Raw genomic sequence first — 12,475 nt, forward strand, 5'->3', positions numbered from 1 at the left:
GTCTGTCAGGGGAAAGGGGAACTCCGGACATAACCGGATTTGCTCAACAAAGCCGATTGCCGGGCCCGGCGGGATACATCTGTTCTCAAAGCCGGTGACAAAGCTCAGATGGGCCGAAATCACTGCGCTGCATCAGGTGAAAAAGCTGCAGCTTCAGCTGGTCGCGCAGGATGACCGAAAGATCCTTCTATTCCCCTGCCATCTGGGCAAGCGCGATTTCCTTGAAGTCCTGCGCGCAAAGCGCCCGGATCTGGCGGGGCATATTCCCGAACGATTCTGACAGTCCCCGCATTTCCGCCCCGGGGCGCGCAGCCGGGCGACCGACGTCCGCATGGTAACAGATTTGCAACTGCAAACTGTGCCTGCATATTTCGCAAAATTTGCAGGTTTTCTGCGCTGCGGCCTTGCGCCGCAGTGCAGCGCCCATAGAGTGCGCCCCAAAGAAACAGTCCCGGGGGAGGTCTGCCATGCCCGAATTTCGCAAAATCCTTATCGCCAATCGCGGTGAAATCGCGATCCGTGCGATGCGTGCTGCCAATGAAATGGGGAAGAAGACGGTTGCCGTCTATGCAGAAGAGGACAAGCTCTCGCTGCACCGGTTCAAGGCAGATGAGGCCTATCTGATTGGCAAGGGTATGAGCCCGGTCGGCGCCTATCTCTCGATCCCGGAAATCATCCGGGTCGCACGGCTTGCAGGCGCGGATGCGATCCATCCGGGCTATGGGCTTTTGTCGGAAAACCCTGATTTCGTTGAGGCCTGCGATGCGGCGGGCATCACCTTTATCGGGCCGCGCGCGGAAACCATGCGCGCGCTTGGCGACAAGGCCTCGGCCCGCAAGGTCGCGGTTGAGGCGGGCGTTCCCGTCATCCCGGCGACCGAGGTGCTGGGCGACGACATGGCGCTCATTCGCAAACAGGCGAGTGAGGTCGGCTATCCTTTGATGCTGAAAGCCTCCTGGGGCGGCGGTGGCCGGGGGATGCGGCCGATCAATTCGGAAGATGAGCTTGAGGCCAAGGTGCTGGAGGGGCGGCGCGAGGCCGAGGCCGCTTTCGGCAATGGCGAAGGCTATCTGGAGAAAATGATTCTCCGCGCCCGCCATGTCGAAGTGCAGATCCTTGGCGATAAGCAAGGCAATGTCTGGCACCTGTGGGAGCGGGACTGCACAGTGCAGCGCCGCAACCAGAAGGTGGTCGAACGCGCCCCGGCACCCTATCTGAGCCAGGAGCAGCGCGAAGCGGTCTGCGAAATGGCGCGCCGCATCTGCAAACATGTCAATTACGAATGCGCCGGCACCGTCGAATTCCTGATGGATATGGACAGCCAGGAATTCTACTTCATCGAGGTGAATCCGCGCGTCCAGGTTGAACATACCGTCACCGAAGAAGTCACCGGCATCGATATCGTTCAGGCCCAGATCCTGATCGAAGAAGGCAAATCGCTTCCCGAAGCGACCGGGGTGGCAAGCCAGGCAGATGTGAAGCTGAACGGCCATGCGCTGCAATGCCGGGTGACGACCGAAGATCCGCTGAACAATTTCATCCCGGATTATGGCCGGTTGACCGCCTATCGCTCGGCCACCGGCAACGGCATCCGGCTTGATGGCGGCACCGCCTATGCCGGCGGCGTGATCACGCGCTATTATGACAGTCTGCTGGTGAAGGTCACCGCCCATGCCCAGACGCCGGAAAAGGCGCTGTCACGGATGGACCGGGCGCTGCGCGAATTCCGGATCCGCGGTCTGGCGACCAATATCGAATTCGTCATCAATCTGCTGAAGCACCCGACCTTCCTCGACAGTTCCTATACGACGAAGTTCATCGACACGACGCCGGACCTTTTCAGCTTCAAGATGCGTCAGGACCGGGCGACCAAGATCCTGACCTATCTCGCCGATATCTCGGTCAATGGTCACCCCGAGACCAATGGCCGCGCCAAACCGGCCGAGGCGAAGGCGCCGAAAGCGCCGGTCGTCCGTGATGTTCAGGCAAGCTACGGCACCCGCAACCTGCTGGAACAAAAGGGCCCGCAGGCCGTCGCCGACTGGATGAAGGCGCAGACCCAGGTGCTTTTGACCGACACCACGATGCGCGATGGTCACCAGTCGCTGCTGGCGACGCGGATGCGCTCGATCGATATGATCAAGGCGGCCCCGGCCTATGCCGCCAATCTGCCGCAGCTCTTCTCGGTCGAATGCTGGGGGGGGGCGACCTTTGATGTGGCCTACCGCTTCCTGCAGGAATGCCCCTGGCAGCGTCTGCGCGACCTGCGGGCCGCGATGCCCAACCTGATGACGCAGATGCTGCTGCGCGCCTCGAACGGGGTCGGCTACACCAATTACCCGGACAATGTCGTCCAGTCTTTCGTGAAGCAGGCCGCAGAGACCGGCGTCGATGTGTTCCGCGTGTTCGACAGCCTGAACTGGGTCGAAAACATGCGCGTCGCGATGGATGCAGTGCTGGAGGCGAACAAGCTCTGCGAGGGCACGATCTGCTATACCGGCGATATGCTCGACCCGGACCGGTCGAAATATGATCTGAAATACTATGTCGGGCGCGCGAATGAGTTGAAAGAAGCCGGCGCCCATGTGCTGGGGCTCAAGGATATGGCGGGGCTGCTGAAGCCTGCGGCCGCCAGGGTGCTGATCAAGACGCTCAAGCAGGAGATCGGCCTGCCGGTGCATTTCCACACCCATGACACTTCCGGCGCCTCGGCGGCGACGGTGCTCGCGGCCTGTGATGCGGGCGTCGATGCGATTGACGCAGCGATGGATGCGTTTTCGGGCGGCACCTCGCAGCCCTGCCTTGGGTCCATCGTCGAGGCCCTGCGCCATACCGAGCGCGACACCGGTCTTGATATCGGGGCCGTGCGCGAGATGTCGAATTACTGGGAACATGTCCGCGCACAATATGCCGCCTTTGAATCGGGCACGGCGGCACCGGCCTCGGAGGTCTGGCTGCATGAGATGCCCGGGGGCCAGTTCACCAATCTCAAGGCCCAGGCGCGTTCGCTTGGTCTGGAAGACCGCTGGCCCGAGGTTGCGCAATCCTATGCCGATGCGAACCAGATGTTCGGCGATATCGTCAAAGTGACGCCCTCGTCCAAGGTGGTCGGGGACATGGCGCTGATGATGGTGGCCCAGGGTCTGACCCGCGCCCAGGTCGAGGATCCGGGCACCGATGTGGCCTTCCCCGATTCGGTTGTCGATATGCTCAGGGGCAATCTGGGGCAGCCCTATCAGGGCTGGCCGCAGGGCATCCTGAAAAAGGTGCTGAAAGGCGAGAAACCTCTGACTGAACGCCCCGGCGCGCTCCTGCCGCCCGTGGATCTGGAGGAGACCCGCGCGAAGGTCTCGGCCGAGCTTGGTGGCATGAAGATCGATGACGAGGATCTGAACGGCTATCTGATGTATCCGAAGGTTTTCCTCGACTACATGAACCGCCACCGGGTTTACGGCCCCGTGCGCACCCTGCCGACGCGGGCGTTTTTCTACGGGATGGAGCCTGGCGAAGAAATCGCGGTCGAGATCGACCCGGGCAAGACGCTGGAGATCCGCTTCCTGACGCTGGGCGAGGTGGATGACGCGGGCGAGGTGAAGGTCTTTTTCGAACTGAACGGCCAGCCCCGTACGATCCGGGTGCCGAACCGCGCGGTGAAGGCGAAGACAGCGGCGCGCCCCAAAGCGGTCGATGGCAACCCGGCCCATATCGGCGCACCGATGCCGGGCTCGGTCGCGAGCGTTGCGGTGAGTCTGGGACAAAAGGTCAGGGCAGGGGACCTCCTGCTGACGATCGAGGCGATGAAGATGGAAACCGGGCTTCATGCCGACCGCGAGGCCATGGTGAAGGCGATCCATGTCAGCCCCGGTGTGCAGATCGAGGCCAAGGACCTGCTGATCGAGCTGGAGTGAGCCTGGCCATGTGGCTTGCAACGGGGGGCTGCCGCCCCCCGAACCCCCCGCGAGTATTTTTCTCAAGAGGAAGACCTGCGGGTGTTTTTCTCTTGAGGAAGAAAAGCATCGCCGAAGCCGTAAGACGGAATTTTTCTCTTGCGGTGGCCGGGCGCTTCGCCTAAATCCCCGTTCACCGAAACGGTGCGGGCGTAGCTCAGGGGTAGAGCATAACCTTGCCAAGGTTAGGGTCGGGCGTTCGAATCGCCTCGCCCGCTCCAGTTCGGAAAGCAAAGGGCGCCTCAGGGCGCCCTTTTGCATTTCACACCCTTGCCGTGCAGGTGAGGGGCGACTATTCCCTGCCGCACAGATCGCGGGAGGCAGATGAGATGCGCAAGGCCACTATCAGCCGCAAGACGGCGGAAACCGGGATTGAGGTCGAGGTCAATCTCGACGGCACCGGTCACTATGACTGCCGGACCGGCGTCGGGTTCTTTGACCATATGCTCGACCAGCTGGCGCGCCATTCGCTGATCGATATCACGGTGCGGGCAGAGGGTGATCTGCATGTCGATGACCATCACACGGTTGAAGATACCGGCATCGCGCTTGGCCAGGCTCTGGTAAAGGCGCTTGGCGACAAAAAGGGGATCCGGCGCTACGGCCATTTCCGGCTTGCAATGGATGACACCCAGGTGGCGGCGGCGCTGGATCTGTCGGCGCGGCCATACCTTGTGTGGAATGTCGATTTCCCCAGCCAGAAGATCGGCAGCTTCGATACGGAACTCGTGCGCGAGTTCTTTCAGGCTCTGTCGACCCATGGCGGCATCACGCTGCATGTCGACCGCCTTCACGGGATCAACAGCCATCACATCGCGGAAGCCAGTTTCAAGGCGGTCGCGCGTGCGCTGCGCGAGGCAGTGGAACCAGATCCGCGTATGGCGGGTGTGCTCCCTTCGACCAAGGGTGCCCTGTGACACGGGTGCGCTGTGCGCGCCGCAAATTTCTTGCAAGAAATTTGGCCGGAGTTTTGCAAAACTCCGGTTTGCGCCCTTTGACTGCGGGAGTGCCCCTATGACCCTGACCGTTCTGGTGGATTACGACAGCGGCAACCTCCATTCCGCCGCCAAGGCGTTTCAGCGCATGGCTGATGAGACCGGGGCCGGTGAGATCATCGTGTCATCGCGGCCCGAGGATGTCCTGCGCGCATCGCGTATTGTCTTGCCGGGCGACGGGGCTTTCCCGTCCTGCCGCAGGGCGCTCGCCGCACAAGACGGGCTGTTCGAGGCAATTGAAGAGGCGGTGGTCACCCGGGCGCGGCCGTTTTTTGGCATTTGCATCGGTATGCAGATGCTGGCCTCGCGCGGGTTTGAACATGGCGAAACCCCCGGATTTGACTGGATCCGGGGCGAGGTCGGGCGGATTTCGCCGGCTGATCCCGCGCTGAAAGTGCCGCATATGGGCTGGAATGATCTGCAGATCGACCGATCGCATCCGGTGCTGTCAGGTGTGAACAGCGGGGATCATGCCTATTTCGTTCATTCCTGGCAGTTTCGCACGGCCTCGGCGGAAGACCGCATTGCCTGGGTGGATTACGCGGGCGAGGTGACCGCGATTGTCGGGCGCGACAATATTTTCGGGACCCAGTTCCACCCCGAGAAAAGCGCGGCCACCGGCCTCAGGATCATCGCGAACTTCCTCGCCTGGAAACCCTGAACTGCGGCCTTAAACTGTCGCGGGGTGTAACAGGCCCGTTTGTCGCACAGCCCGGTATCTTACACTCCGATCCGGTTCCCGTCGCCCGGATGCATGTGCCACAATCACGACAGATCCTCAGAACACCGACCCTGATCGCGAGGCTTTTGCCTCGCAGATGCCTGCTGAGCTACGGGGCATTACGCGACCAGGTGGGCACTGCGTGCCAGTATCACAAAAGGCCGCGCGACAGGTCTCATTGCAGTCTCCTCCTGCGCTGAAAACTCGCCCCCTGAATTCAGACAGACCTCCGGCGAAGCCCCGGGCATATCAAACCTGACGTGGCGGGAGGCCGGGGCAGGGCCGGTGATGGTCTCTGGTCGCCGGCCTGGGCCTTCCCTTCCGGTCCCGCCCGTGCCAAAGGACCGATGATGCCAGCATGACGGAGCCCGGGCCCATGATCCTCTATCCCGCCATCGACCTGAAGGACGGCCAATGTGTGCGCCTCCTGCGCGGAGAGATGTCCGCCGCCACCGTCTTCGGCGATGATCCCGCCGCCCAGGCTGCGAAATTCGAGGTCGCAGGCTGTGAATGGCTGCATCTTGTCGATCTGAACGGCGCCTTCGCCGGACAGCCGGTCAATGCGGCGGCGGTCGAGGCAATCCTCGCCCGGATCAGGGTTCCCGCCCAGCTTGGCGGCGGTATCCGCGACATGGCGACCATCGCGATGTGGCTGGAGAAAGGTCTTTCGCGGGTGATCCTTGGCACTGTCGCGGTCGAGAACCCCGATCTCGTACGCGAGGCAGCCCGCGCCTTCCCCGGGCAGGTCGCGGTCGGCATCGATGCGCGCAATGGGTTTGTCGCGACCAAAGGCTGGGCCGAAGAAACCACCGTCCAGGTTAGCGATCTCGCGAAAAGCTTCGAGGATGCCGGGGTCGCCGCCATTATCTACACCGATATCGACCGCGATGGCGCGATGCAGGGGCCGAATATCACCGCGACCGAAGCGCTTGCCCGTGCCGTCTCGATCCCGGTGATCGCCTCGGGCGGTGTCAGCCGGATGGAAGATCTGATCCAGCTGCGCGATACCGGCGTGATCGCGGGCGCCATTTCGGGCCGCGCGCTCTATGATGGTGCCATCGACCTCGCCGCCGCGCTCAAAGCTCTGAAAGCCTGACCGTTTACTGCCGATAAATATCCCGGGTGGCCCCGCGACAGCGGGGCGGGGGCCGCGCCCCCCATTTTTTTCCCGGGCCCGACCCGCCACAGGAGACCCGACCGGATGCTGAAGACCCGCCTGATCCCCTGCCTCGACGTCGCCGATGGCCGCGTGGTCAAGGGCGTGAATTTCGTCAACCTGGTCGATGCAGGCGACCCGGTCGCCGTGGCTGCCGCTTATGACCGCGCCGGCGCCGATGAAATCACCTTTCTTGACATCCACGCCACCCATGAGAACCGCGGCACGATGTTCGACCTCGTGACCCGAACCGCCGAACAGATCTATGTGCCGCTGACCGTGGGCGGCGGCGTGCGCAGCCATGAGGATGTTCGCGCGCTGCTGCTCGCCGGGGCCGATAAGGTCAGCTTCAACTCCGCCGCCGTGGCAAATCCCGATGTCGTCGCCGAAGCCGCCGACCGTTTCGGCAGCCAGTGCATCGTCGTGGCCATCGACGCCAAAACCGTCAGCCCCGGCAAATGGGAGATCTTCACCCATGGCGGTCGCAAACCGACCGGCATCGACGCGGTCGATTTTGCCCGGCTCGTCGAGGCCAAAGGCGCGGGCGAGATCCTCCTGACCTCGATGGACCGCGATGGCACCAAAGATGGCTATAACCTGCCCCTGACGCGCGCGATCTCGGACGCGGTGAAGATCCCGGTCATCGCCTCGGGCGGTGCAGGCACGCTGGACCACCTCGTTGCCGGCATCCGCGACGGCGGCGCATCAGCCGTGCTCGCGGCCTCGATCTTCCATTTCGGCACCTATACCATTGCCGAGGCCAAGGCCCATATGGCGGCGGCGGGCATCCCGATGCGGCTGGAGTAAAGCCATGACCCAATCCGACACAGACAGCCTCGCCCGCCTCGCGACCACCATCGCTGCGCGCAAAAATGCCGATCCCGAAACCTCCTGGACCGCCAAACTGCTGTCAAAGGGCCCTGAGAAATGCGCGGCGAAATTCGGCGAAGAGGCGGTCGAGGCGATCATCGAAGCCGCCAAAGGCGACCGCGAGCGCCTGATTTCCGAAGGTGCCGATGTGCTTTACCATTTCCTCGTCATGCTGACGTCGCGCGATGTCACGCTGACCGATGTGCTCGAGGAACTCGCGCGCCGCGAGGGTCTCTCTGGCATCGCCGAGAAACAATCGCGCGGCTGAGCCCTGGCCGCGACGCCTGCTGCCATTCGCCATGACCGGGACCGGTGCCCGGGAACAGCCTCCTGCTGCGGCGAGAACCGATCCCGGTGAGACCGGCGAGCGCCCTGGCATAGGGGCGTCGTTATGATCCGGTGCTCCATGGAGCGCGGCCCTTGCATGTCTCGTATCGCGACGATCAGCGGTGCCTGTTCCGCTCGCCTTGTGCATCATTTGCCCCTGCGCGGGGCGCGCCGCATCCAGCTTCGACCTTCTGACCCTCGTTCCTGGCGACGTCAGTCGAAGAGGTCGATCCGGTGCGGATTGAGCCGTCTGAGATCGCCGCGTCGCAATGTCAGCCCGTTCCGGTCGAAGAAATCGAGGATCTCGATCGCGACCTTGCGCCCGTTCTGCACCTGGTCGCGAAAGGCGGGGGCGGTGAACCAGCCATCCGTACTGGCTGCGGCGATATCGCGCAGGATCGCCACCATCTCGCGCACTACAACGCGGGCGAAGAAATGGTCCGTGGCGATCTGATCGGTGAGGCCGAGCCTCTGGCTGTGGCGCATCAGCCGGCGCAATTCTTTCTCTTCCACGGCGAAGTCAGTGGCGAAATCGCGCACCCGGGGCGGGCGGAAGCGCTCTTCGCCCAGAAGCCGGGGGAAGATGCGGGCGAAGAGCGCCTCATCCTCGGGCGAAAGCCGCACCTGATGCCCGGGAAGCCGCAGGAATGCGCCATCCAGCACGAGGCGCCCGGCGCCGGCCTCTTCCTGAAGGAATAAAAGGAAGACATCTTTCGGCAGGCGCGGGCTCAGCATCAGCCGCAACCGCTCGCGGCCAAGGCCGGCGAGGTCGGGATTGGCCGCGTGGAATTCCCCCAGATGGGTGGTGAGCCCCGTACGCAGAGCCTCGATCTGAGCCGGTGAGAGGGCGAGGGGGCCAAGCAGCACCGCCCCGGCCTTGGCCGCGAGATCCGGGCCGGACGCGGGATCAAGCCCGCGGTCACGCAGGAAGACCGGCATATCGACCGGCAGAACCTGCAAGAGCCGCATCAGCGCCGCCCCGGGAGAGGTTTCGCGCGCGGCCTCAAGCCAGGCCAGCCGCTCTGGCGTGCCGCGTTTGCGCGCGGGCGCCCGCAGATCGATAAAGAAACCGCCCGCGACCGAGCGTGTCGCAGAAGTGTCGCGCAGAATGAAACGGTCGCCCATCGTGGCGGCAATCGGGCGCTCCAGCACAAGCTGCGCGAAACCGGTCTCGCCCGGAGCGATGTCGCCGGCAATCGGCACCACGCGGGCGGCAACCTCGCAGGCATGGGTATAAAGATGCACAGGCAGCCATGTGGTGACGGGTCTGGGGGCCGAGGCCAGAACTTCAAGCATGACGTCGATCCGCCCGGCGGGGGCATGCAGCCCGGGGGCGAGAATCATGTCGCCGCGCTGGATCGCGTCTTTCGTAACGCCGTCCCCGGACAGGTTCAGCGCGCAGCGCTGCCCGGCAAGCCCCTGATCAGATTTGCGGTTCTGGGCATGGATGCCGCGCACCCGCGCCGGCAGGCCAAGGGGCGAGATCATCACCTGATCACCCAAAGCCACCCGGCCCGCGATCATCGTCCCCGTGACCACCGTGCCCGCGCCCGCAATGGTGAAACTGCGGTCAACCGAAAGCCGCATCGGCCCGGAAGACCCGCGCCCAGGCATTTCGGCCCCGGCCGCGGCAAGGATCCGGCGCAGATCGGCGATGCCTTCGCCGGTCAGGGCCGAGACCTCGACAACCGGCGCGGCGATCAGGCCGGTTCCGGCGAGGGCCGCGCGGATTTCTGCCCGGACGGTTGCCCGCCGCGTCTCATCCGCGAGATCGGCCTTGGTCATCGCGACCACGCCACCGGGAAGGCCGAGAAGGTTCAGAATTTCAAGATGTTCGCGGGTTTGCGGCATCACGCCGTCATCGGCCGCCACCACCAGCAGGGCAAAGTCGATGCCGCCGGCACCGGCCAGCATGGTGCGGATCAGCCGCTCATGGCCGGGCACATCGACAAAGCCGGTGATCCGCCCCGATGGGGTTTCCGGCTCAGCCGGATCGCCGAGATCGGTATAGGCGAAGCCGAGTTCAATTGTGATGCCACGCGCCTTTTCTTCGGCCAGGCGGTCGGCATCCACCCCGGTCAGCGCCTGGACCAGCGCCGTCTTGCCGTGATCGATATGGCCTGCCGTGCCGATGATCACAGCGCGGCCAGGGCGTCAGTCAGCACGCTGTCGTCGTCGAGACAGCGCAGATCAAGGATCAGCGCACCCCTCTGGATATGGCCGATCACCGGCATCGGGAGGGCGCGCAGCTGTGCCGCCAGCCGGTCGGGTGCGTCACCGCCCTGACCGGTCAGCCGCAGCCCTGCCGATTGGATCGTATCGACCGGCAGCGCGCCCGACCCGATCTGGCTGGCGCAGGGGCAGGGGGTGGCGGCAAAGCCAAAGGGTCGCAGCAGGGCATCAATCCGGGGCGCCAGCCGCTGCGCCTGGGCGGCGATCTCTGCCATCGGGCGCGCAAGCATCCTCAGCGTCGGCAACCGTTCCGCCAGCCGGTCCGGGTCGCGATAGAGCTTCAGCGTCGCCTCAAGCGCGGCGATGCGGATCTTGTCGAGCCGCAGCGCGCGTTTCAGCGGGTTCCTGTTGATCGCGGCGATCAGATCCCTGCGCCCGACGATGAACCCGGCCTGTGGCCCCCCGAGCAGCTTGTCGCCGGAAAATGTCACCAGATCAGCGCCTTCCGCGACGGCCTCGGCCACCGTGGGCTCACGCCGGAGCCCGTAATGCGACAGATCGACCAGCGAGCCTGCGCCAAGATCATTCATCATCGGCACCCGCGCCTCGTGCGCGATCAGCGCCAGATCGGGGGCAGGAACCTCGGCAGTGAAGCCCTCGATCCGGTAATTCGAGGTATGGACCTTGAGGATCACGCCGGTCTCAGGGGTGATCGCGCCCTGGTAATCTTTGGGATGGGTGCGGTTGGTGGTGCCGATCTCGACCAGCTTCGCACCGGCCCGCGCCATAATATCGGGCATGCGGAAGGCGCCGCCGATTTCGATCAGCTCGCCGCGCGAGACCACCGCCTCGCGCCCTTGCGCAAGCGTGTTCAGCGCGATCAGCACGGCAGCGGCATTGTTGTTGACGATGGTGGCATCTTCGGCGCCGGTGAGTTCCACCAGCAGCCCGCGCAGATGGTCGTCCCGCTGACCGCGCCCGCCGGTTTCCAGATCAAACTCCAGCGCCAGCGGATTGGCCATCGCGGTGACCGCAGCGCGCACCGCCTCGTCGGCGAGGATCGCGCGGCCGAGATTGGTGTGCAGCACGGTGCCGGTCAGGTTCAGCATCGGCCTGAGCCGGGTGCGCTCACGCGCGGCCAGATCGGTGGCAACCAGATCCGGCAGGCGCTGCGCCAGCACCGCACCATCCTCGCCGGCGCGGATCGCGTCGCGCATCTCGTCAAGGCGCGCCCGCAGCGCCTCGCGCACGGCCTGGCGGCCATGGCGGGCGACAAGGCCCGCGCCTTCGGCACTGTTCAGGGCCTGATCGACCGAGGGGAGGGCCCGAAACCCCTCCATCAGTAGCCCGTCAGAAAGGGGTTGCATCCTGCGCGTTTCAGATCGGTTTCCTTCATCATCATATCAAGTCCGATACTGCCGACATCATCGGCCACCGCGTCAAGGCTCGGGTTCTTTTCCTGGTAGAAAATCTTGATCCAGGAGTGACAGTCCCGGCAGCATTCGGCTTTCACCGTCGCCTCGGTCGTCTCGGCAGAGCGGTAGGTCAGCCCTTTATTGGTGCCGCAGGCGAGACAATGAATGCGAACCTCATTCCATTGCGTGGCGCAACCCGAACAGACCGCGTAGCGGATGCTCTCGATCCCCGGGGTCGAGGTGACCAGCGATGAGACCGGCCGCCCGCCACATGCGGGGCAGATGCCGGTGCGGATCGGGCGCAGGCTTTCCACCGCCAGCCCGGCGGCCAGACGCGCGAGGTAAACCTGCACGGCGGCCGAGGCGAAGAGATGCGGCGCCGCGCTGTCCTCGGGGATCTCGCCCGCCAGCGCATTGGTCAAAAGCCAGGTCCGCTCCCCCTCATCCGCCGCCGTCACTGCCTCAAGTGCGGTGCGGGCGGGGTCTGGCATGGTGATGCGGGCGGCGGCCTCGCAAAGCCGCGCCAGCAGCTGGTGCAATGCGGGATCAGCAGCCAGCGCGGCGCGGTCGATGGGCGGCATCTGCGCCGCCCTGGCCCGCGCCAGCTGGTCCGGCGCGATCACCGGCGCGGGGCCGGATTTCGCCAGCCGGGCCTGGATATCTGTGAGCTCTGCGAGGAATGTCAGATAGGGCGCAAGCCGGCTGGTCTGGGCCAGAAAGGTGAACCGCCCGGCGCGACGGGTGAAGACCGCGACCGGGTCGGGCAGGAATGCGAACGGCGCCTCAGGGACGCCGCCGATGACCGAAGGGTCGGGTTGGATGTCATTGGTCATGGGTCTCTCCGGCCGCATTTCATCCTCCCCGGACCGGGG

10 protein-coding genes and 1 tRNA gene are annotated in these 12,475 nt (G+C 64.5%); 8 read left to right on the plus strand and 3 right to left on the minus strand.

Annotated elements, in window-relative coordinates; all coding sequences use genetic code 11:
* From JC607_RS22875 to JC607_RS22910, 8 genes are all read left to right on the plus strand, one after another.
* On the plus strand, positions 1-280 hold a 280-nt coding region (locus tag JC607_RS22875), incomplete at its 5' end, for a hypothetical protein (protein WP_233093100.1).
* A 187-nt stretch (positions 281-467) separates the two neighbouring features.
* Complete coding sequence (locus JC607_RS22880) at positions 468-3,908, plus strand: pyruvate carboxylase (RefSeq protein WP_198839048.1); 3,441 nt, start codon at positions 468-470, stop codon at positions 3,906-3,908.
* Positions 3,909-4,093: 185 nt separating this feature from the next.
* A tRNA-Gly gene (locus JC607_RS22885) sits at positions 4,094-4,168 on the plus strand.
* A gap of 108 nt (positions 4,169-4,276) precedes the next feature.
* Positions 4,277-4,864 (plus strand): imidazoleglycerol-phosphate dehydratase HisB, encoded by a 588-nt coding sequence (hisB, locus tag JC607_RS22890; protein ID WP_198839049.1) that lies wholly within the window; start codon positions 4,277-4,279, stop codon positions 4,862-4,864.
* A 97-nt stretch (positions 4,865-4,961) separates the two neighbouring features.
* On the plus strand, positions 4,962-5,603 hold the full coding sequence (hisH, locus tag JC607_RS22895; protein ID WP_198839050.1) for an imidazole glycerol phosphate synthase subunit HisH: 642 nt from the start codon (positions 4,962-4,964) through the stop codon (positions 5,601-5,603).
* Between the two features lie 436 nt (positions 5,604-6,039).
* Positions 6,040-6,759 carry a 1-(5-phosphoribosyl)-5-[(5-phosphoribosylamino)methylideneamino]imidazole-4-carboxamide isomerase gene (gene hisA, locus JC607_RS22900; RefSeq protein WP_198839051.1) on the plus strand — a complete coding sequence of 240 codons (720 nt, stop codon included), beginning with the start codon at positions 6,040-6,042 and terminating at the stop codon, positions 6,757-6,759.
* Positions 6,760-6,864: 105 nt separating this feature from the next.
* Complete coding sequence (gene hisF / locus JC607_RS22905; RefSeq protein ID WP_198839052.1) at positions 6,865-7,626, plus strand: imidazole glycerol phosphate synthase subunit HisF; 762 nt, start codon at positions 6,865-6,867, stop codon at positions 7,624-7,626.
* Between the two features lie 4 nt (positions 7,627-7,630).
* Positions 7,631-7,957, plus strand: coding sequence for a phosphoribosyl-ATP diphosphatase (locus JC607_RS22910; protein ID WP_198839053.1), 327 nt, complete (start codon positions 7,631-7,633; stop codon positions 7,955-7,957).
* Between the two features lie 272 nt (positions 7,958-8,229).
* On the opposite strand, the gene selB is transcribed toward JC607_RS22910, so the two are convergent.
* Genes selB through fdhE form a run of 3 tightly spaced genes read right to left on the minus strand, consistent with a single transcriptional unit; the run spans position 8,230 to position 12,436 of the window.
* A complete protein-coding gene (gene selB, locus JC607_RS22915) occupies positions 8,230-10,155 on the minus strand; it encodes a selenocysteine-specific translation elongation factor (RefSeq protein ID WP_198839054.1) in 1,926 nt (641 codons plus the stop codon).
* Complete coding sequence (gene selA / locus JC607_RS22920) at positions 10,152-11,555, minus strand: L-seryl-tRNA(Sec) selenium transferase (protein ID WP_233093101.1); 1,404 nt, start codon at positions 11,553-11,555, stop codon at positions 10,152-10,154. Before selA ends, selB begins: the two co-directional genes overlap by 4 nt.
* Positions 11,528-12,436, minus strand: coding sequence for a formate dehydrogenase accessory protein FdhE (gene fdhE, locus JC607_RS22925; protein ID WP_198839055.1), 909 nt, complete (start codon positions 12,434-12,436; stop codon positions 11,528-11,530). The genes selA and fdhE overlap by 28 nt, the downstream gene beginning before the upstream one ends.
* Positions 12,437-12,475: the final 39 nt, after the last annotated feature.

The sequence above is a fragment of the Paracoccus sp. IB05 genome (assembly GCF_016405985.1).
Classification (GTDB): domain Bacteria; phylum Pseudomonadota; class Alphaproteobacteria; order Rhodobacterales; family Rhodobacteraceae; genus Pseudogemmobacter.